15 protein-coding genes and 5 pseudogenes are annotated in these 22498 nt (G+C 40.2%); 8 read left to right on the top strand and 12 right to left on the bottom strand.

The window, feature by feature from the left end; translation table 11 throughout:
- Nucleotides 1–181 precede the first annotated feature (181 nt).
- Nucleotides 182–1186 (bottom strand): spore coat putative kinase YutH, encoded by a 1005-nt coding sequence (gene yutH / locus GGQ95_RS17665; protein ID WP_183187235.1) that lies wholly within the window; start codon nt 1184–1186, stop codon nt 182–184.
- Nucleotides 1187–1624: 438 nt separating this feature from the next.
- On the opposite strand from yutH, the gene GGQ95_RS17660 reads away from it, so the two are divergent.
- Nucleotides 1625–2110: a phosphatidylglycerophosphatase A family protein gene (locus tag GGQ95_RS17660; RefSeq protein WP_066148845.1), complete on the top strand. Its 486-nt coding sequence runs from the start codon at nt 1625–1627 to the stop codon at nt 2108–2110.
- A gap of 263 nt (nt 2111–2373) precedes the next feature.
- On the opposite strand, the gene nucF is transcribed toward GGQ95_RS17660, so the two are convergent.
- The 3 genes from nucF to GGQ95_RS17645 form a co-directional block, all read right to left on the bottom strand.
- A complete protein-coding gene (gene nucF / locus GGQ95_RS17655; protein ID WP_066148922.1) occupies nt 2374–3144 on the bottom strand; it encodes a 5' nucleotidase NucF in 771 nt (256 codons plus the stop codon).
- A gap of 331 nt (nt 3145–3475) precedes the next feature.
- Nucleotides 3476–4114, bottom strand: a complete 639-nt coding sequence (locus tag GGQ95_RS17650; RefSeq protein ID WP_044742342.1) for a helix-turn-helix transcriptional regulator — start codon at nt 4112–4114, stop codon at nt 3476–3478.
- Nucleotides 4115–4197: 83 nt separating this feature from the next.
- Nucleotides 4198–4635, bottom strand: a complete 438-nt coding sequence (locus GGQ95_RS17645; protein WP_183187234.1) for a DUF86 domain-containing protein — start codon at nt 4633–4635, stop codon at nt 4198–4200.
- 115 nt (nt 4636–4750) lie between these two features.
- On the opposite strand from GGQ95_RS17645, the gene GGQ95_RS17640 reads away from it, so the two are divergent.
- Both GGQ95_RS17640 and GGQ95_RS17635 read left to right on the top strand, forming a co-directional pair.
- Entirely contained in the window at nt 4751–5017 is a 267-nt protein-coding gene (locus tag GGQ95_RS17640) for a DUF3055 domain-containing protein (RefSeq protein WP_066148842.1), read from the top strand.
- Between the two features lie 128 nt (nt 5018–5145).
- Entirely contained in the window at nt 5146–5421 is a 276-nt protein-coding gene (locus GGQ95_RS17635; protein ID WP_369815525.1) for a cytosolic protein, read from the top strand.
- A 317-nt stretch (nt 5422–5738) separates the two neighbouring features.
- Here the strand turns inward: GGQ95_RS17635 and GGQ95_RS17630 are convergent, their stop codons facing one another.
- Nucleotides 5739–6014 (bottom strand): YutD family protein, encoded by a 276-nt coding sequence (locus tag GGQ95_RS17630; protein ID WP_044742343.1) that lies wholly within the window; start codon nt 6012–6014, stop codon nt 5739–5741.
- A 167-nt stretch (nt 6015–6181) separates the two neighbouring features.
- Between GGQ95_RS17630 and GGQ95_RS17625 the strand changes: the two genes are divergently transcribed.
- A complete protein-coding gene (locus tag GGQ95_RS17625; protein ID WP_369818775.1) occupies nt 6182–6805 on the top strand; it encodes a YhcN/YlaJ family sporulation lipoprotein in 624 nt (207 codons plus the stop codon).
- Between the two features lie 714 nt (nt 6806–7519).
- On the opposite strand, the gene GGQ95_RS17620 is transcribed toward GGQ95_RS17625, so the two are convergent.
- Nucleotides 7520–8561 (bottom strand): IS630 family transposase gene (locus GGQ95_RS17620; protein WP_183187232.1). Its coding sequence is split into 2 segments (ribosomal slippage): nt 7520–8059 and nt 8061–8561, totalling 1041 coding nucleotides; the frame shifts between segments, so codons are not numbered across the junction.
- Between the two features lie 136 nt (nt 8562–8697).
- Between GGQ95_RS17620 and GGQ95_RS17615 the strand changes: the two are divergent.
- From GGQ95_RS17615 to GGQ95_RS17605, 3 genes and pseudogenes are all read left to right on the top strand, one after another.
- A pseudogene (locus tag GGQ95_RS17615) lies at nt 8698–9540 on the top strand (tyrosine-type recombinase/integrase).
- 534 nt (nt 9541–10074) lie between these two features.
- Nucleotides 10075–11240 (top strand): annotated as a pseudogene (locus GGQ95_RS17610) (IS256 family transposase).
- Nucleotides 11241–11458: 218 nt separating this feature from the next.
- Nucleotides 11459–15343 carry a S8 family peptidase gene (locus tag GGQ95_RS17605; protein WP_183187231.1) on the top strand — a complete coding sequence of 1295 codons (3885 nt, stop codon included), beginning with the start codon at nt 11459–11461 and terminating at the stop codon, nt 15341–15343.
- Nucleotides 15344–15524: 181 nt separating this feature from the next.
- On the opposite strand, the pseudogene GGQ95_RS17600 reads toward GGQ95_RS17605, so the two are convergent.
- Nucleotides 15525–15863, bottom strand: a pseudogene (locus GGQ95_RS17600) (ATP-binding protein); the annotation flags it as partial.
- Between the two features lie 87 nt (nt 15864–15950).
- Here GGQ95_RS17600 and tnpC point away from each other — a divergent pair.
- The gene (gene tnpC, locus GGQ95_RS17595; RefSeq protein WP_183187230.1) at nt 15951–17381 is read left to right on the top strand and encodes an IS66 family transposase; all 1431 of its coding nucleotides are present in this window, start codon (nt 15951–15953) and stop codon (nt 17379–17381) included.
- A 42-nt stretch (nt 17382–17423) separates the two neighbouring features.
- Here the strand turns inward: tnpC and GGQ95_RS17590 are convergent.
- The 5 genes and pseudogenes from GGQ95_RS17590 to GGQ95_RS17575 all read right to left on the bottom strand — a co-directional run.
- A pseudogene (locus GGQ95_RS17590) lies at nt 17424–17876 on the bottom strand (ATP-binding protein); the annotation flags it as partial.
- Nucleotides 17873–18379, bottom strand: coding sequence for a hypothetical protein (locus tag GGQ95_RS18750; protein WP_312856956.1), 507 nt, complete (start codon nt 18377–18379; stop codon nt 17873–17875). The pseudogene GGQ95_RS17590 and the gene GGQ95_RS18750, both read right to left, overlap by 4 nt.
- A gap of 183 nt (nt 18380–18562) precedes the next feature.
- The gene (gene istA / locus GGQ95_RS18745) at nt 18563–19453 is read right to left on the bottom strand and encodes an IS21 family transposase (protein WP_312856955.1); all 891 of its coding nucleotides are present in this window, start codon (nt 19451–19453) and stop codon (nt 18563–18565) included.
- A gap of 849 nt (nt 19454–20302) precedes the next feature.
- A pseudogene (locus tag GGQ95_RS18940) lies at nt 20303–21474 on the bottom strand (ISL3 family transposase).
- A 724-nt stretch (nt 21475–22198) separates the two neighbouring features.
- Nucleotides 22199–22498, bottom strand: a 300-nt coding sequence (locus tag GGQ95_RS17575) for a transposase (RefSeq protein ID WP_244963791.1), incomplete at its 5' end; no start/stop codon positions are given.

The following is a 22498-nucleotide window of genomic DNA, read 5'->3' as shown; positions in this document are numbered from 1 at the left end:
ACCTTACAATCACAGAAGCAAGCCCATTAAATACATCACATTTTTATAAAATCATAGGTATTGATGATTCAAAACAAACCAATGAACAGGGCTGGAGTTCTCGCTTTTCTGCTGAAGTCGGCAAGCCGATTGGCTTGCCGACCGGGCATGTCTATAGGATGCTCTTCTCATATACAAAAGGCTAGGCAGGCGATAGCCATTTAATGGTTGGCAATCGGAAGCGGCGAACAAGCTCAAGCCGGTCATAAAAGGTGGCTAAAAACTGCTCATAGTTTCTTGTATTGGCCAAAATGATTCGAAGCGTCTGTTCCCGTCCATGCCTTTCTTCCTCTTTGTTGGCGGAGTAATAGCCTTCAATACATTCAAAATAGTGAAGCGGAAATACTAAACGGGCGTAGATAAGCCGCCAAGCAAAAGCGGACAACGGCGTCAAACGTTCGTACTCACGGAAAAAATGGCGAATTTGCTCATCATCGCTTCTTCCTTCTTTCATATATAAGGCTCGCACCCATTCTGCCAAATCGCGCGCGCAATGATCATATACCCAATCTGTCGGCAGCTTGACCTCTCTTCCTTCAGCCCAAAGGGTGTGGGCAATTCGTTCATGGCAAATGGTAGCCGAATCAACAAAATACGGCTGTTCATCCAGTTCCGTATCCGTGATGTATTGAATAGCATTTTCCGTAAGCCCCATATAATATGGGAAGGATTCAATAAACAGCTGCTCAAACTCTGCTTCTCGTGGCATCTTTATTTTTTCCTTCCAAAAAGCCTCCATCTGATCAAGCCTTTGCCCCCACAATTCCTTCCATCGACCAATTCGCTTACAGTGGGCAACATAGGCTGGAAAATGCCGCCCCTGTTCATGCAGCTTTGCTAATTCCTTGCCCATTGGAATCGTTCGCGTATATACGTGCGGATAAATACGCAGAACAACAAAAGGCTGGTCTTGATGATAGGCTATGATCGTACCTGTTTTGGTCTGTACAAAAGAAGCGACTGATAGATCTCCTTTCGCGTGCAAGTACATTCCCATCTGATACAACTCATTAACTTCCTCACTCGTTCGCTGTTCAACAGGAACAATCATATATCGTTCATTTTTGAATAGAAATGTATCATACTCTCCCATCTTCTCTGTCTGCTCTATACTTAGCCCGTATTCATCGTTAATGACCTCACGCACAGTTCTCATCCTCCTTCAACAAAGTATATGAGGAGAGCATAAGAAAAATTTGTATAATCTGTCGAGCCAGCATAAACATAAAATATTTGCGCCCTATTTCGCTTTTTGAGTATAATACTAACAAATTCAATGGAGATGGATTTTCCTCTGTTTTGCTAAAACATTGCGACAGTATGGTATAGGCATGATCGCTATTGACAAGGCTTGATCAGGAAAAAACAAAGCGATGCTTTCATTGATCAAAATACAAGCAAAGCAGACAGCCATCGCTGTTTATTTTCAAAAAGGCAGCTAATCATCGATGTCCGGCTGGCAGACAGGCTGCAATGAAGCGGTCTAACTATCAACACCCGTGATATCATGCATAAATTAGACACGTTTACACGGCAGCAAACATATACAATACAAAACACTTTATAAAAGAAATAGGTGAAATCAATGGAAAATCTCGAACAAACAGCTCGCAATTGGTTAGAAAAACGTGGCGTCAAAATCGAAGATATTGCTGACTTAGTATACTATCTACAATCCAAATACCATCCAAACTTAAAAATGGAAGAATGCATTGAAAATGTGAATCGTGTTCTTTCCAAACGTGAAGTTCAAAATGCGATTCTTACAGGAATACAGCTGGATGTATTAGCGGAAAAAGGGATGCTGGAAGAACCTCTTCAATCCATCATCCATCGAGATGAAGGATTATACGGAGTAGATGAAATTCTCGCCTTATCGATTGTGAATGTATACGGATCGATTGGCTTTACCAATTACGGCTACATTGATAAACAAAAACCGGGGATTCTCCAATATTTGAATGATAAATCAACAGGAAAATGCCATACATTTTTAGATGACATTGTCGGAGCCATCGCAGCAGCAGCTTCAAGCCGCTTGGCACACCGTGCCGCCCATGAAAAAAAATAAAGCGAACGTTAGCGGAACATTCCATTCTTGATGTTGACGCAAAACAACAGCAAATAAGCAAAGAAAATGCCTATTATTAGGTGATCATCGTAGACGATGTTTTATCCCCCACCTCTAAACAAAGTGAAGGGGGCGAACCTTCATATGGGCTATCCATTGCCTATTTCTGCTTTCATCGGAAAGGGCGCCTGAATGAGCAGGCACCCTTTTTCATGGTATACTTCTTCTCTCGAACCTTGAGCTATGAATGGAGCATCGGCACATCAAAGCCTTTCCAGCCACTCTTGAAGCGAATCTGCCGTGTAAGTTGGTTGCTGATCATATTGCTTTAGCAATTCTTTTGTAGTAACGCCAGTGTGTACAAGCAATGTGTCGATTCCTGCGTTCATTCCTGCCTTAATATCCGTATCATAATAGTCACCGATCATTAATGTTTCTTCTCTCGGCACTCCTAGAACCTTTAATGCCTGTTCCATAATGATTTTTTCGGGCTTACCAATAAAAATAGGGGACACTTGCGTAGAAACGGCGACCACAGCTGTCAATGATCCATTCCCAGGCAACAGCCCGCGCTCTGTAGGAATCGCGATATCACCGTTAGTCGAAATAAATGTAGCGCCATTGCGCACAGCCAAACAAGCGATGGCCAGCTTTTCATATGTAATCGTGCGGTCAATGCCCATTACAACAAATTCAGCATCCTCTGCTGCAAATGTAAATCCTTTCTCTTTTAAGGCTTCACGAATTCCGTCCTCACCAACGATATAGACCGAAGCGTCCGGTTTTTGTTCAAAAATATAGTTCGCTGTCGCTTGGCTTGTTGTGAAAATCTGTTGTTCAGTCGCTGGAATATCAAATGACTTCAGCTTTTCAGCCACCTGCATGGGCGTGCGTGAGGAATTATTGGTAACAAATAAATAAGGAATATTTCTCCGATGCAGCTCTTTTACAAATTCTCTTGCTTCTGCAATACATTCTGTTCCACGGTACATGGTTCCGTCCAGATCAATTAAATAGCCTTTATATTTCTTCATCATATTTTTGGCGCAGGAGCCCCCCGCTCCAACGACTAAAGGGAGTAAGAGAGAGAGGAATGCGCCTTCCTCCTTTCTTTTTTGCATGATGTTCATAAGGACATGGAGAAAACCGTTGGCACTCCATTTGTGACTCCTTGATATAGGGATTGGGTTGCAGGAAACGTTACAACCGTAAAACAAGGTTATATTAACAACAAACCCGCTGGAATGACAAAATATATGCTCCTTATGAAACAGCGACACTTATACTAACATCCATTCGATCAAGAGCCTGAACGCAAAAACAAAAACGCCCTTTATTGCATAAATAGAGCGTTCTTGTTTTTTATCATTCACCTGTCTGTTCTTTTATTTGATAGTGGCACCTGTCGTCTCCTTTTGTTATACAAGTGCGTAAAACAACTTCGGAAGTGTCCAAAAGCTGGCGAAAAAGCTGCTGCTCGCACGAGCAAACAGAATGATATTCTTTAGCCACTTCAGAAATGGGACAATGATACGCAATGAGATGGTACGTTCCGTCTTCATCCCTCTTGACTTTTGCCATATATCCTTGCTCATTTTGCAGCTTTAAGAGCCGCTTCATTTTTTGTTCAAATGTTTTCTTCTGAAAGTCACGCTCATATGTTGCTTTGAGCCGTTCGGTCCTCGCTCGAAAAAGCCTTTCCAACATTTCGGCTCCCGCTACATGCTCTAGCTCCTTGAGCAAGTCCATCGTGAGCTGTTTATAATGCTGCGGAAAACGTTCTTCCCCTTTCTCCGACAGCTCATATACATTCGTTGGTCTTCCCATCGCTTGGCGAACAAGCGTTGCCTGAACAAGACCGTCGCGCTCCAATGTATGAAGGTGGCGGCGCACAGCCATCTCACTCACTTCTAGCCGCTTGGCTAGTTCACCCGCGGTCAGCCGTTTTTCTATTTTCAACAGCTGCAGCAATTGCTGTTTCGTGGAAGAGGATTGATTATTCATCTCATTCACCGTCCTCTCCCTCATTTTACGTTATTTCTGACATTTACACAATTTTTAAACAAAAAAGTTTCAAAAATCAATGATCAATTGCGAAACGCTGAAACAGGCCCAAGTTCATTTTCTAAGTATATGCGAACCGAAGCTGGATACGACTGCAAAGCGGGCAGCGCCCGTCGGAATATTGCAAGCAGCTCGGAATGGTTTTGTTCTGTATACTGCTGCACAAGCATTTTCCGGTATTGAATAATGGCTTTTAACTCTTGAGCTTGAGCGCTTGTGATGACTTTCTCATCTGTTAAAATATCAATGATATCCTCATAACTGCCTGGATCTCGCATAATAAAGCCATCAATCATCGCATTTCCCACATCAAGCACGGCATCAATACAAAGATGGGCAATACGTTCAAATGCGAGCTGAGCAATTTCTTCCTCCCATTCCGTTTGTTGTTCATAAATCCTTAATAGCCGCTCCATATAGCATAAGGTTGCTTCAATTTTAGTGCGATCAACAAAATACATGTCATCCTGCCTCCCTTTTCAATTAAACCCCTTTATAGTGTATTATAACAAACGGAGACAGATCGCATAAACGTCTGGTAAGATGAATGTATCGACTTTTTTGGAGGTGCAACGCATGAGTGAACGATTTTTTTTATATGATGATGCCGTTGAATCCAAGACAAGATTTGTTAGCTTCCTTGGCCAACGGCAGCGCTTTGACTTGGCGATCGTTCAAACCGACCGCTTTTATGGAAAATATCTCGTTCTTGATATGCAAGGTAATCGGTTTGCCATTATCGGGCAGGATGATCTTGAAGAGCCAGGCTATTTAGAGCATGCTTACCAATTAAGTGAAGAAGATGCCAACGATTTGCGTTCTTTCTTATTTGAGGTGATTTAACACCATCCACCGAGAAGTCTCCTGCCTGTAACAAAGCGGAGAGAGCCATTTTTGCTTCCGTTATTCATATCGTGTTCATTTTAGGGGCATATTATAAACATCCCCTTAGATGAAGGAGGATGAACAAAATGCCTTATACGGACTTTTCCAGTGTCGAAAAACGGAGAGACTTTCTGACATCTGAAGAATTTCCCGATGGTCCATACGGATCGCCCATCAGGAAAGAGGAACCTGTCCAAAATAAAAGTACACCTTGGCATGAAGGACAACGCTATTACAGCAGCTTTAATTATGAATATAAAGCGTTCCATCAAAATATTCCACGCCAATATCCAGGAGCCCATCCACCTCATGATGATCCGGCGAGGGATGAACAACCTCCGTATGATCAGCTTAATGACTAACGAAAAAACATGGCTATCTCATATCTCTTGAGATAGCCATCCTATTGACCAGCGCCTTCATTCTAAGCCCCTCTCTTCGCCCATTCGCTTATGAACTTCTTTGTTTCATTCTTATCTTTGCTCAGTTATCTTTATGTGGCAAGCGTTTTTAAGACCGTCTGAAACAGAAAAAGGCGCGATAACTTTATACATGAACCCCTTCCTCTCACCTTCCCTGCGTGTAAAGATGGGAAACTTCGCCGTGGAGGGTGTTAAATGATCACCTGTTAGAAAGAAGGCATCATGTAAACTGTATTTGCCTACCATCTCAGCCATGCTTATTTTTTAACTTTTCGTAATACAAAATAGGCGCAGCCGAAATTGCAATATTCATACAAATATTCGGATAATGTGCTAATTTTTGTATCATATGTCGCTTTTTGATTATGATCGTCAAAAAAGCCTCGCAGCCGTAGCTGATTATATCCCCAGTCTCCAACAATATAATCGTATTTATTCAAAATATCCGCATAGCGTGTGCGAAAGGCTTCTTCATTGAACCCGTTTTTCACATTTTCAACTAGCTCATAGCATGTATTGTTAATACAAATCATTTCTTTCACCTCATCCTTTATCATAAATGATGAAGCACTCCCAATCAATTACTGTTATGAAAGTTTGCATAGAAAGGAATGATGAAAACGAGGAGGTGTTTATAGTGAAGAAAACGGTCCTTGCTTTTTCCATTGGCGCCATCGTGTCTCTCACTGGATGTGCGCAAATGGCAGAGGATAACAACAACGGGGATTTATATAGACGAAATGGAAATACGATTAATGTCACCGACCGAAATGATTTATATAATGTCGAAGGCGTTCCAAACGGCAATGATTCAAGGCTGAATAACTTCGGTTACGTCCGCCATCAAAAAAGCCCAATTATGGGAGATCGAACATCTTATGGTGCGATGCCAACATTAAATCGCGAACGGGTCGCCGATTTAATTAGCAAATTATGTGTACAGCTGCCAAATGTGAATGATGTGGCGACGCTCGTAACTGATGAGGAAGTACTCATTGCTTACGATACAGATACAAAAAACCGATTGGAGACAGCCGATCAAGTGAAAAAAACCGCCCTTTCTGTCGTACCGCGCTACTATCATGTCTATGTAGCGGATGACCCGCGAATGATGAAAGAAATCGAACGCTTTGGCCGTTTAGATTCGAACAGCCAAAATATTGACCAAATTCTCGACACAACGATTAAAGACATGCTTAAATATCCGCAAGGTCGGAAGCTGAGTGACGGAGAAAATGCCAATGGCGAAATGATTCATGAAATGAACGATCGTCTCGATCGTGATTTTCGCGATGGCACACCAAAAGAAACAAAAGCAAAATAACGAAAAGGTCCTGTTTACAAAAAACAGGACCTCAGCTTGTCGAAAAAGTCGACAAGCTTTCGCCTACTTTGGTAGGCATTTTTTATTGCGTAAAAATGGGCGTAAAAAACATATATGGTCGGAGTTTTTTTTGTGTCATTCTAAGTGCAGCAAAAAATGCGGCGAAGCTAGGAAAATTCAGTGTTCGGCTATACCCCATTAAACATACCCACGGCTGGGTAGTTACAATTGGGCCACCCTACGCTGTACCCGATTGTGTCTATGACCAGAATTAAGCTCCGCTCATATGGATGACCTCGCAAAACGCAAGGGGGGATGGATAATTCGTCCACTCCTTTAAAGGCCAAGAAAAAATTGAAGGATAAAACATGATGGGGTAAAAAAACTTTACTGCATGTTTTATTACTCTTTTTTAAAAAATTAAAAAATAATCCATTTTTATCCTAAAAAATCGGCCGCTAAAATTGGCGTATAACGCATTTTAAATAGCAGGGTAATGGTTTTTATCCCCTTGCTTTAAAAAACGCTCTACGGGATTAATAAGTGGCTTAAAATTGATTATCGTTTTTATAAGTTCGTAGATCGTTAGGAAGTAGCTTAGTTTGCTGCAATGTCATTTTCATTCAACATAAAATATGAACTATGTTGAATAGTAATGATGATGGTGGCAATATTTAAGTGTAAAATTCAACATATATAAGTCGAATTAAAGATTTACAATTGAACACACAAACGTTCGATCGTTTGTTCTGGGTTCTGGTTGATTCTCTGAATAAAGGCTTGAACATTCTTTCTGATTCCCTGCACAGTCGAATAGAACACGTTGTAAATCACGTCTGATTTCAGCCATTTCCATAACCCTTCAATCAAATTCCATTGAGGGCTATATGGCGGCAAAAAGACGAGCTCTAACCGATCTTCGTGTTCTTTTAAAAAGGGCTGAATGAGTTTGGCATGGTGAATTCGAGCGTTATCTAAAATCATCACAATGTTGCCTGTAGGATAGCGTTCTAACACAAGTTGAAGAAACCGAAGAAATGTTTCTGCGTCATAGCGTTCTTCTTCGATGCAAAATACATCCCCTGTTTCGTAGTTCAACGTGCCAATCAGCTTCAGCCTTTGATGTTTTCCAAACGTCGGAATGATTCGTTGTTTTCCTTTGACAAACCATGTTTTTTGAATGGCTTGGTAATCACGAATCATCGATTCATCTTGAAAGAGGACATGTGCGATTTTCCCGTCTAACAGTTTTTTTTACTTCCGGGAAGGTGATTTCGATGAATTCTTTTTGTTTCCCTTCATCGGCATTGGCTAGCGTATAGGTTGGTTTCGTATAACTTAGCCCTAACCGATGCAGAATTTCGCTTGTTCCACGAAGGGTATATGTTGGTCCCCACTTTTGTTGAATGAGTTCAGCGACAATCGCAAGCGTCCAATTATATTTTGCTTCGAATCCAACATCTACTGGGAGCTGATGTTCAATGATAAAAGCCAGCTCTTTTTCCTGATCAGGGCTCAATCGACGTGGGGCGCCAGGTGAGTATTTCATCTCCAGTCCATCAAGACCGCGCTGGGCGTAGGCATGGATATAGTTATAAATGGTTTTCTTGGATCGACCAATCATCGTTGCGATTTCTCCTTTTTTGTATCCCTGCAAATGAAGATAAATTGCTTGATAGCGTTCATATGCTCGTTTACTTTTCGCTTCTTTCATAGCAATGGACAACTTTTCGATCTCATCTTTGCGATTCGGCATTCTATTATCTCTCCGTTCTCTATTTTCTCTCTAAATTATTCGCCATAGAACGGGAGAAAACCTTTATTTCAATTTATATAGTTTATAAATAGAGTGCGCAAAATAAATTCAACATAGTTTATAGGTGGTGAGAGGAATGCTGGAACAATTCGAACGATATTTACGGGAAGAAGGGAAAAGCGAAAATACCATTAAAAGCTATTTGCAGTCGATCGCAGGATTTTTTGAAATGGTTTGATGAATCCAAAGATGTAGAGTTTAAACGGCTTCATCGTGAGAATGTTCAAGAGTACATTTCCTTTTTGCGGACTGTTAAGAATGCAAAACTAAAAACAATTAACACGAAATTAAACGCCTTGGTCAAATTCAATGAGTTTCTGCTCGAAACGAAAGTACAGCGGGATATGGTATTAACCAAAAAGGATTACATGAAGGTGCAGCCACAATACGCTTCATTGGCCAAAGTGGAGCTGAAAGACGTTGAGAAATTCCGTCAACTGGTACTGGATAGCGGAAATAAGCGTAATTATGCGTTAGTTACCCTTTTGGCGTATGCTGGACTGCGAATTTCTGAAGCGCTGAACCTAAAAATGAGCGATTGCAACCTTGTTTCTAGGGAAATCACGGTAAGAAGCGGCAAAGGAGATAAGTATCGAGTGGTATTTATGAACGACAAGGTTAAATTCGCTCTCCAGTCATGGTTAAAGGAACGAAAAGAAAAAGGGATTGAGAGTGAGTACCTTTTCATTAGCAACCGCAATCAACCGTTAAACCGCACGACGATCAATAAGCTGTTTAAAGAGTACTCGGAACACATCGGAAAAGAGATAACTCCTCACGATTTGCGACATTTCTTTTGTTCTCACGCCATTAGCCGAGGATTAAGCGTACATGAAGTGGCCAATCAAGCAGGACACTTACGCTTTTATACACGAATCCAACAAAAGACGAGCTCATTCAAAAAATGAATCAGTTATGATGGGAAGGTCGGCTATGGTTGCTTGCCATGGCTTGACGAATTGATTTACTATCATCTGCCGCATCGCGCAACGCAAATTCAATATTCCATTTAGATAAAGATGGCAGAGATCCAGGTTCGACAGATTCGTCATGTCGATTGCCGTCGTAAATACATGTGATAAAACATGTCCGTCACTCCATGTAAAGCCATGTGTCTAATTTTATCTAATATGATACTGTACAAGTATTTAAAATAAAAAATTTGAAATATTAAGAAATATATAAAGGTATACTGGCTATGAATTCAAGGGTTATCAAAAAAATGTCGAATAATGTTTTATTTTGTTGTATTTTTTGGTATAATTTGTGTTATATTTTTTGCAATTTATGTTATATTACTGTCAGATTATAACTTTTGGATAAATTTATAAATATACATCTCTAGTTACGATGATGTATAAAATTTTGTGTAAAGCATTTGGCTAGACCAAAAGAAAAAGGTAGGGGATTCTCTGATTTGGCCAAAAATCTTAGAGAAAGGAGAACCCTACCTATGTCTAAAAGTATACCGAATGTAGACTGGGTCAATCAACTGGAAAACGCCATTCGTCAGTTTGTAAAGGAAAAACTAGAACGGATCATGCGGGAAGAAATAAAAAATTTCCTCGAAATAGAACAAGCCGGAACATCGAATATGAGAAACGGCTACTATCAACGAAATCTAGATACGCAGTATGGTCGTATTGAAGGACTTTTGGTCCCAAGAGACCGAAACGGGGAATTTCAAACGCAGTTGTTCACCCCTTACCAACGCCATACCGGCTGGCTTGAGGAAGCCGTCATCAAGATGTATCAAGGTGGGATGAGTACGCGTGAAATTGGCAAGTTTATCGAACGAATTTTAGGGAATGCCTACTCACCAACAACGATTAGTCATATCACGGATGTGGTAAAGGAGGACATTGCGAAATGGCACACACGTCCTCTACAAAAGCGATATTCGGTCTTATATTTGGATGGGTTGTACGTGAAACTTCGTCGAGATACGGTAGAAAAAGAGGTCATTTATGTCGTGTTAGGGGTAAACGAAGAAGGGTATCGTGAAATTCTCGACTTCTTCGTAGGAGGACAAGAAAGTGCCTATGGGTGGTAAGAGATCCTCCACAATCTCTACAAGAGAGGATTACAGGAAGTACTTCTTGGTGTATTTGATGGCCTTCCGGGACTGGAGGAAGCCTTTAAGGCGGTTTATCCGAAAGCCGATGTGCAGCGTTGTGTCGTTCACAAAGTACGTAATACCTTACATCGTGTTCGGAAAAAGATCAATTTGAAGTGGCAGAGGATCTCAAGCTGATTGATCGTGCACCGAATAAGGAGATGGCGTTACAGATGTTTCAACAGTTTGAGTTGAAATGGTCCAGCAAGTATCCGAGAGAAGTTCAATCTTGGGCCCATGAGTGGGATGTCCTCCTAACATTTATGGATTATCCAAGCCGTATTCGAAGTGTGATTTACACGACCAATGCCATTGAACGAACGATCAAGGAGATTCGGAAACGTCTCAAGCCGATGAACAGTTTGAGCAGTTTAGAAGCTGCTGAAAAAGTCGTGTATTTGACCATCCAAGATTTTAATGAGAAATGGGCAGGGAGAAGGTTGCGAGGATTTGCCGAAGCTCATGAAGCCCTCGAGCGAATGTTTGAAGAGCGTTATCACTAACCAAACACTGTAAATTGACGAAAGAAGGGGATTCTCCCTTTCCACACAGGAGACTGAATATTCAGTCTCCTGTGTGGAGGAAACAGCCCCCCCTCTCTATTCTAAAATCCATTTCAGAGATACCCTATCTATCTTACATTACACAAAATTCTTAACGGTACCAACAGTTATCTTAATATTTTCATGTAATTATATAAAAATGTAAAAGGAGTGAAAGAATGAAAAGAATTTTAGCATTATTTTTATCTCTCTTACTAATTATTACTTTTGTTGAACCTGTTGCTCCCACGAGTTCTGCAGAATACACAGAAGAAGGGTACATTGTAACATTAAAAAATCCAGAATCACTAGATAAATTCTCAAAAGAGAAGTTTAAAGACAAAAAGCACAAGAGGCTTAATCTTACAAATTCGTTGGTCGTCTCTCTTTCACCAGATGAGGCAAAGTCACTAAAAAAAGACAGTGAAGTTGCCTACATTGAAAAAAATGCACCTGTTAGTACTGCTAATAATAGTGGTGTTAATAAAGATCATGATTTTGTAAAAATAATGAGAAAAGGTAAAGATACTTATCCATGGGGCATCAGTCTTATTAGTAGCTCTGAGAGGAAAATTTTTAACAATAACAAAGTCAAAGTAAACATTGCTGTATTAGATACTGGTATTGCAAATCATGAGGATTTAGTTATTGCAGGTGGAACATCTTTTGTAGAAGGGACAACTTTCACTGATGATAATGGTCATGGCACACACGTAGCCGGAACTATCGGAGCTATTTTAAATAGTAAGGGAGTTGTTGGAGTGGCCCGTGGGGCCAATTTGTATTCAGTGAAGGTATTAGATAAGAATGGACAAGGAACTTACGCTCAACTCATACAAGGTATTGAATGGGCGATCAACAACGATATTGATATTATCTCACTAAGTCTAGGTGGAACCGAATATAGCGAAGCACTTTATGAAGCAATTAAAAAAGCTTATGAGAAAGGTATACTTATAGTTGCAGCCGCAGGAAATTCAGGAGATGGTGATGATACAGTATTATATCCGGCAAAGTTCCAAGAAGTTGTGTCTGTTGGTGCCATTGGTTTAGATTTAAAGAGGGCAACATTTTCAAGTGTCGGTAAAATAGATATCGTTGCACCGGGTGTTAACGTTCTTAGCACCACTATTAATGGTGATTATGGGGTAATGAGTGGAACATCGATGGCTGTACCACACGTAACAGGTTCACTGGCATTAATTCTTGAAAAAAATAAAAAGTTAAGTAATGAAGATATAAAGGAGATTCTATTCAATACTGCTACTAAACTAGGGAATAAACGAGAATACGGACACGGTGTTGTTAATCTAGTTAATGCTTTAGGGTTAGGAAAAGGTGAGATTCTTCCTCCGTATACTCAACCGGAGGAGCCTAAGTCTTCAATACCTATGGATGAACTAGTTAATTTTGATATAGTTGAGATTAGTAAATCCATCTATCAATTGGATCAAAAATTGATGTCGATCATCTCACAGCACGTATCCCAAGGTTCTACTACAAAATCGAAGATTCTTACATCGGAAAGAGAATTGTTAAGACAAGAGCTATCAAAGCTTCAATATCGACCAAAATTAACAAATCAACATTCAAAAGATGCTTTACAAGCTTTAGCAGAGGAAGAAAAGTCCTATTATCAAAATCATGCAATGGAATATATAAAGATTAGGGACAAATATAAAGCCCTTATTGAGAGTTATGCCATTACTTCTGCATCCCAACCTACATCTATGTCAGATACGTATGAGCCAAATAACTCAGCTTCACAAGCAACAAATATAAGCACGGGTACTTCACTTAGCTCTTATATTAGTACCTCTAGTGATGTGGATTTCTTTAAGTTTGTCCCAAATCGTAACGGATCAGTAACGTTACAACTCTATGTTCCTTCTGATAAAGATTACGATGTGCAGGTGTTAAATTCGGGGCAAAGTTCTATAGCAAGCGGAACTGCTGGTACTGGTATGACTGAGAATGTAACATTTTCTGTAGTTGCTAACCAGACATATTATATTAAAGTATATGGTTATAGTGGAGCATATAGCTCTGCCCCTTATACATTGTCCCTTAGTAATGTAACACCGGAATTTGTAACCTTATATACTAATTCTCCAGTGGATGTCAGCCTGCCGGCTGGTGAATATCAAGTATATAAATTTACTCCAACAAGTACAGGAACATATAAATTCTATACAGGGCCTTATAGCGGAACTGGTCCATCAAATGATACTGTACTTGAGCTTTACTCTGATGCAAACTTAAGTTCTATGATTTCGTCCAATGATGACTCGAATGGTACATTATTTTCTGAAATTAAGGTAAGTTTAAATGCTGGGGAGACATACTATTTGAAGTTACGCCCTTACAGTTCAAGTGGTCAAGTATATGCAAGGCTCACAGTCACTTTAGATACACCAGAACCAGAAACTATTTACCTTAATTCACCTAAAGATATTAATCTTCCAGTTGGAGGGGAAAAAGTATATAAATTCACTCCTTCTGCTTCAGGAAGCTATAAGATTTATACTGATTATTACGGGGGTAACAGTAGTAGTGGTACAAGTGATACTGTACTTTACGTGTATAGTGACTACAATCTAACTAATCAAATTGGTTACAACGATGATAGTAATGGTCGTGTATTTTCCGAATTAATACTGAATCTATCTGCTGGAACATCCTATTACATTAAAGTGAAAGGCTATAATAACGGTAGTGTATACGCTAGATTAAATATCACAAATGCACCTCCTAATTTTATTACAATGCAAGACAATAGTTACGTAGACCTTTCTATAGGAGCTAATGAAAAAAAGTACTTTAAATTTACTGCTCCAAGAACCGGATTCTACCGTTTCTACACTAGTTCATACCAACAAGATGGTACTATAAGTGATACAGTTGTCCGCTTATATTCGGATGAAAACTTAACCAATGAATTAGCATACTCAGATGATATGATTGAGAGTGTTTTTTCAAAAGTGACTTACGAGCTAACAGCTGGTGTAACGTATTATGTATCAGTTTCAGCTTTTGGTTCATCAGCCATTAATACTCGTTTCGCTATTAGCCCTAACTTACCTCTCTATATCAAAAAAGATGGTGAAACGGAAGAAACGCTAATCGGCTCATATAACGCTCAGAAGTACCCTTATGGTGATTTAATGTTAGACCTCGAGCATCTAACGGATGAATATGCTTCTTTAGTAGGTAATCAATATGTTGTAGAAGATGGAAAAGCTTATTTTACAAGACAGAGTTTAAGCTATAATATGGACATATTGCAGTATGAAGATCGCGTATTAATAATTGTTCCACCGGATCCACAGGTTATGGAAGCGGCTCAACCATATGAAGTACCGGATAGCGAAATAGAGACGTATGCAAATGCTTCTAACTGTACTGCATCAGCATGTGACTTTACCGTAGTTCTTGCGGCAGGTATGTTGACTAATTCTTCATATTTTAAAACGTTTATTCCTAAAATTATTAATAAATATGCATCAATTGGTAAGTCCGTACGTGTCGCAAATCCTATTTTTCCTTATGGAAAAACTGATGGTCTTCCGACATACCTATGGCCAACATTAGCATCTGTTCAATTACAAGCCATTATTTACGAGGCAGGTAATAGTGTACTACCTCAATACACTACTGGAACTAAAGTTCGTGATGCTGCTAAGAAGAATTATAGAGGTGGAAAGATTGTATTAATTGGACATAGCGGTGGAGGGGTTTCTTCTATCCGTGGAGCGCAATTATTAAAATCAGCAGGCTACTCTGTTCATGAAGTTGTACAGGTAGGCTCTCCTCATATGCCACTATCTTCTGATCTAGCTAGTAATACAACATTTATGAGAGATAGTAAAGTAAAAGATTGGGTAACAAAATTGGGTTTTTGGACCAATAAGCCTTACAGGATTGTGAATGTTCCACAGAAACCTCAGAAAAATCCGATTGATATTCACGCAAATTATTTTAGTGGATTGTCCTTTACTTTAAACGGAGTTACTACAACAAATGCTGATCAAACTCTTAATGCAATGTGGCCAAGCATAGATTAATAAAACAAGGGAGATGTCACGAGTAGCATCTCCCTTTATTGTCTCAAATACATTGGTTCATTTTTCCAATATATTATTTTTAGCCTACAAGCATAGACTTAAAATGAATAGTCCCCACAGAATATAAGGAGTCAGAAGAAAAAGCTGTAACCGTCAAGTAAAATTGAACACTTTTTGATCATTAATTTTGAACAGTTTTGTCACCAAAAATGGAAATTCTGTTTTTCATTCTGTAACTATCTCCACCCAAATGAATGACTTCTGAGCGATGAATAATTCTATCCAAAATGGCTGTAGTAATCGCAGGATCACCTAATAATTCTCCCCATTCCGCAGGCCCTTTGTTGGACGTTAAGATGATAGAAGATTGATTATATAAGTCATTGATTAGGTGAAAAAAGAGATTGGCTTCTCTTTGATCCATGGCCATAAACATTAAGTCGTCAATAATGACGAGATTCGATTCCCTCAAACGTTTTAACCGAATTTGGGATTTACGAGTCATTTCTTCTGTTTGTAACTATTCAGCCACATGATCAAGTGAGTTGAATAGTTTTTGTATTTCTTGTCTATGATGTGAATACTCATAGACAAGGAGGTGAATCGCATGTTGACGGTACAACAAGCTGTATTTACAATGGAGAGCCTCATGGGCAAAATCCAACAACAAAACCAGTTCATTCATCAGCTCATCCAAGAAAATGAACAGTTGCGTCAGAAAAACAAGCACTTGAGCAAAGAAAATGAACGACTCAGAGGTCGCATTCAAGAGCTGGAAGCACGCACGAACAGCTCCAATAGCCATTTGCCCCCATCCTCTGACCGTTTTGCCCGCCCCCGTTCTTCACGTGAGCCATCTGGCAAAAAGCCAGGCGGACAAGAAGGACATCGTGGAACGACGCTCCGTCAAGTGGAACATCCCCATCATCGTGTGAACATGTGTCAAGGATGTGGGGCTTCTTTGTGTGAAGTCCAGCCTTTCAAAGTCGATGTCCGTCAAGTGTTCGATCTCCCTCCTGTGACGATCAAGGTCACCCAACATGATCGTGAAGTGAAATCGTGTCCGCATTGCCAATGTGTCCAACAAGCCCCGTTCCCACCACACGTAACGAATCATGTGCAATATGGCCCGCGGCTCACTGCGCTCGCCGTTTATTTGCACCATATTCAATTGATTCCTTACAAACGTGTAGGTGATATGATCGAAGCGTTATATCAGCACTCGATCAGCACAGGGACTCTCGCCAATATGGTGAAACGAGGACATGAAGCGTTGGAGCCAAACATGGACATCATCGAAGAAGCTTTGCTGGATTCCAACATCTTGCATGTCGATGAAACGAGTTTGCGCATCGAAGGGAAACGGGCATGGGTTCATGTCGCGTGCACATCGAAATATACGTACTTGGCTCCTCACGCTTCCCGTGGAAAGAAAGCGACCGATGACATCGGGATTCTTCCACGATATAAAGGGACGATGATGCATGATGCGTTCGGTACGTACCCGAACTACACCGAAGCCACCCATGCCCTTTGTCACGCCCATCATTTGCGTGATCTGAAGAGCTTCATCGAACAAGGGCAGACATGGGCCATGCGCATGACCACCTTTCTGTTCGCTGCCAAGCAGGCGGTCGAAGTCCATCACGGTGCACTTCCTAACGAAGACACGAAACGATGGGAGCGTGTGTATGATCGCATCCTAGCGAAAGCACAGCACCGATTGGAAACGATGACGCCTCTCCCGAAAAAAGCACTTGCCTTTGTTGGACGGCTTCAAAAACGAAAGGAAGAAGCGCTGCGTTTCTTGCGGGAAGCTCATGTTCCCTTTGACAACAACCAAGCAGAACGGGATCTTCGCATGGTCAAAGTGAAAGAGAACATCTCGGGCACGTTTCGTGAAGAAGCATTCGCCCAGTCTTTTTGTATCGCAAGAAGCATCGTTTCCACACTCACGAAACACGAAAAAAACGTGTGGAACTCATTGTGTCGTCTGTTGAAAGGCGAAACACTCGATGATATTTTTTCTACTACTTAGGGCGTTTTCTATAACAGAAATGCCCTATTTGTGCTGGGTTTCTTTACATACTATTACTTCTGTTTTCAGCGCATGAACTAATTCTCCCATCGTGATGAATGTAACCTTATATCCTTGATAGATTGCTTCCATCCCAATTCCTATCGCCAAATGTGTCTTACCCACACCTGGTGGTCCTAATAAAATCAAATTAAACAGCTGATCCAGCCATACCAGTTCACATAATTGCTGGAGTTGTCTTTTTGTTAATGATGGTTGCTCCTCCAGTTGAAATTCATCTAATGTTTTGTAGTATGGGAAAGACGCCCATTTTAAACATCTTTCCCGTAATTTTTCCTCTCTTCGTTGTTGCTCATAACGTAACACATCATGCAAAAAACCTACATATGTCCGTTCCTCTGTTTCAGCTTTCTTTAATAGTATCGGTAAATGTGACGCTGTCTCTGTTAAATGCAATGCTCGTAAAATCTCCTGTACGTTCGTCAACTGGCTCATTTTCTTTTCCCCTCCAAAATATGAATATATTCTTCGATATTCCTTTTGGCAGCTTGTGCATGCAACACAGAATGACCCTCTTCATGCAATGGTTGCGGTGATTGCACATTCACATGGGTTGTGTGCAACGTTACCTGGCGTTGCAAGTGACCGATGACGTCTGTAAACTCTGACGCACTATACAACCGTAGTTCCATGCATTGTTGCAGAGCTTGGCTACAAATGCATGCAGGATGTTGAGCCAGCTGAGTCTGGATGAGTTGTAATTGATCTCGCATATATCGCGGATAGGCTTTTCGAATATGGGCTAAAAATGCTTTCGCCACCTCCGGTTGCTCAAATTGATGGGCTACTCGTTCGATGTAAGCATCGATTCCCTTTGTACGATCACGCAAGTGATTACGGTTTTGAATCAGTTTCCCTTTTCCTTCGGCGATGCGATGTTTTCCTATGCATCTTTCTGTTTTAGGATCGTATATCCACAACTCTGTTTCTTCTTTCATGACGACCTGTACCGTTTTCCCAAAAGGAGTATACGTCCCAAGCGGAACCGTGTATCGATTGGATCGATATAAAATCGTGTTGTCCTTTCTTACCGTTCTTGTTATACTATTGGCTAGGGTAGATATTTCGGCGCGTGCCGAATCTAAAGCGAGAGAGATGGGGCGTAAGTGTGTTTTTCCTGTTCAAACACATCGACCGGTCTCTTTTTTTGTTGTATTATGAATCCTCCCGTTTCCTGCTCTGTTCAGCCACTCCCACCCTTGTTCATTCCATAAATCCAAATGCAAAAAGGTACGATGTTTGGCAAAGTTGTGCTTAATAAAACCCACTACATTTTCAATTTTCCCCTTGCTTTCTGGATCTGCTTTTCTGCACACATGAAGCGTCAAGTTTCGCTGTCTACGATACGCTTCAAACTCCGCCGTCAGAATGAGATCTCCTGCATTTTCGCTCACAACGATCAGATTGTCTTGATCGTAAACGAGTTCGCGTGGCATGCCTCCAAACCATTGAAAAGCTCGTTCATGTGCTTCGATCACATCCCTTGTCGTAAAAGGGCGATTCAACCATTCTTTATACTTGTAACGCGAGTGGGACAGAACAAAAGCGATAAAATACAACTGCACTTCTTTTCCTCGTTGATCTTTTACACGTATTTGACCGAAATCCACTTGTGCTTGTTCTCCCATCGGTGGGTCCGGAACAGCTTCATAGTGACGATGACATAGTTCTTTTGGTATCTTCCATTCTTCACGTAAATGCCGGACATATTGACGTACGGTACTCTCTCCAACCGAAAGGTTTGGATCACGTTCCTCTAACCAATCTTGTATCTGGGACGCTGAGATGTCTGGATGTTTCTGAATCCACTGTAAAATCATATCTCGATACGGATCTAATTTCCTTTGCCTTTGCTTTGTGGAAGCTAACCACCTCGTCATCTCTTCTGGTGACCGCTGAAGATAATGATATAAAGTTGTTCGGGATATGTTTAGCTTTTTAGCTACTGCAACTTTACTAAATCCCTGCTTTAACAGTTGGTAAATTTTCATGTACACTTCCCACTTATCCACCTTTCTTTTCCTCCTAGCAACTAAGTAGAATGTCAATATCTATCTTAGCTGTTAAGAGCGTTTTTGGTAAATAAGTGTCCAATTTTATTTGTCGGAAACTGTCCAGTTTAGTTTAGCAGTTACAAACCATAAATATTAAATGTTACCTGAATTTTCTGATGTATCTAAAAGCAAAACTAGAATGAGAGTAATAGGAGGGGAAAAGCAGAATTGACGCTATAATTACAAGTTTCATCCTTTTATAGTACCCGAAAAATTATTACAGCAATAATTCCTCCAATAAATTGTAAGCTAGCTAGAATTCATATAAATCTTTTCCTTATCTATTAAATATTTGGTTCTGTCATCATTCAATATTGATTTTAGGACATAAAAAATTCGTCTTGTAAAAGCTAGGTGTTTTCTTCTTCTATTACTATTACACGAACGCACTCGTTCATTAAACACACTATATTTAAGATTTATTACGCTTAAAAAGTTTTATAACGTTCGAATAGACACTGTAAACAAAGAAACACCAAACCATCCAAGGAAATATTATGTATAAGATATTCATGAGGTTACTAAGTATTTCATGCGGAGTTCTTTCCATAGTAAAACTATAATCATAAACGAATCCAATCCAATACAAAAGCAATAAACCACAGAAAGCTATGAAAGGAAATGTTCTTTTAGCTGTTGCCATCAATATCATGTTTACAACGATAAGAATGATTATTAAATTTGGATGTGTCATATAATCCACTACACTATCATTAGCATAAATGTCATTAGAATCACGCATTTCAAGTCACCACCGTAAAAAACAAAATTTCGGTTCATCACCAAAAGATGTACTTGATTTTTACGTTAACATATGATAGCAGTCTCTAAACGCACACGCAAAGCAAAGCGTTGGATATTTCGGTATCCATATCCCCGCCTTTTGATCAACTTGATTTTGTTGTTGATTCCTTCCATTGGGTCATTGGAATAAGGAAAAACGATGCAAGAAAGCACCGCCTCTTTTCGAGCGAGCAGCGCCTTGGTAATACTTTCGCACAGCCGCACATTCACTAAAGAGGTGGCGATCAAACCATTGTGCCAAACGAGTTTCGGCTTGTTTTCTTGTTGGACTTTTCGATACGTAACGGAAGTGCTGAAGAGTTTGATAGACATGGCGTAAATACGAACTTTCTTGACACCATTGTCGAACGTTCTGTCTCTCTTCTTCTGTCAACTTTTCTGGCCGTTGGCTCAATAATCGGCAAACACGGCGAACGCTTCCATGTTTCGTTCCACCTTTAGCAAGGTATTTACGGCAACGCTTGAGTGCATCGGTGAACAACTGAATGACATGGAAGTGATCGAGAACATGGATCTTGGACACACTTTTTGAATGGCTTTTCTCATGGCTGGAGCCAAATCACTGACGATATACTTCGCCGTTGAAGCGACAGGTTGAAGGACCTCTGCAATCGCTTCTTCATTCTTTCCTGAAGCCATAGACAGGGCACGCCGAGTTTGAGCATCCATCTACGGCTACTCCATAATCTTGTCCTTTACGGAAAGCGAATTCATCCACGCATACAACGGTCGAATCCGAAGTTGACAAACAAGCCGGGGTATATTGATAAAACCAACGTTCTACCGTTGTATAAGCAAGTTGTAAAAAGTGAGCGACTTCTTGAATCGTTTTTTCGATACAGAGCTGAGCGACCCACTGTTGAAACGATTCCGTTACGATACTGTGAGATGGAAGTCCCGGATAGGAAACGGTAAACGTAAGGGAACAAGTGGAGCAACGTCTTCTTTCAACAGGGAGTTCAATACAAAATAGACCGATTGTATGAGTATAGCCATGGATCCATTGCTTCCGTTTGGATGGATGACACTTTCGTTGTACGTCCGAAGCAAACGAGGCAGACCGGGCAATGCGGAGGAAGAGACAGTTCGAAAATCCAGCGATCTCCCTCTTTTCGTTCTCCTTGAATAAGAAAGTCTGGTAAATCGATAAAACCTTTGATCAACTGAGAATGCATGCGAAATTTCCTCCATGGTTGATGGTTTGGTCACCTTTATCATACAGGAAATTTCGCTTTTTTTGTATCTTTATGTACAAAAAAATTTAATTGTCAAGTACATTTTGTGGTGAAGAGCCAAAGTTTTATATTACTTCCATTTTAATCCGCAAACTGTGTTTTTTAAATATTTTTACAATTTAAACATCCCTTTTATCACTTTACATCTCGCACTTTCCTAAAAAAATTATATCCTGTTTTTTCAAAGTAAAAATGTCCTTTTCAGTGCGTTATCTTTTCGATAAAAACTCCCAATTTATTAGATTATTTTATTTTATGTTTACGAACAAAAAAGTCATTTAAAAACCACCCCTCTTAATTAATTTATCGAAGCAAGTCTCTTATATTGTTTTCCCTATTTAGAGTTTCGACATTAGCAAATAAATAACCTTTTTATTTAGGTTTAACCATTCATTACCTTATTCTCTATCCTGCTTCGTTGGTACAAAAAGAAAATTAAACGACTTTTTTGCATTTAAACAACATTTATGTAATTTAAACAACTTTTTTGTCACTCAACAACTATACCTATTTTGTTTTATGCAAAAAAATGGGGCTGTCTGATAAGTCCCTAAAATGAAGAGGCTGTCTCAAAATCGAAGAGTCAGCCCCCACAACACAATATATATGACATAATGTTGGATAAATGAGCTATATATTGTTAAACGCACGTGAGGTCAGACCCTTATGAGACAGCCCCTTTTGTATTTTTTCGATTTTTCTCCGAAAGTAGCTGGCGGATGCCTGCTACTTTCAGTATGTTGTGGGCTAATGCCACAATTCCAAACTCGACATGTACCTTGTCGAGACCCCGCAATGAAAATCTGCGGAACGACCGATTGCCCTTGATGTGACCGAACACACTTTCCACCTCGACTTTGCGTCGAGCATAGATGGCGGCTTTCTCTTCACATTCAAGGGCTGTTTTTGCCTTCGCTTTCATTTCTTCGAAGACGGTATTCCAGTGAACTTGACGATTGCCCTT

The sequence above is a fragment of the Anoxybacteroides rupiense genome (assembly GCF_014196195.1).
Classification (GTDB): Bacteria; Bacillota; Bacilli; order Bacillales; family Anoxybacillaceae; genus Anoxybacteroides; species Anoxybacteroides rupiense.
Note: the sequence above shows the minus strand (reverse complement) of the source record. Positions and strands in the feature narration are given on the sequence as shown.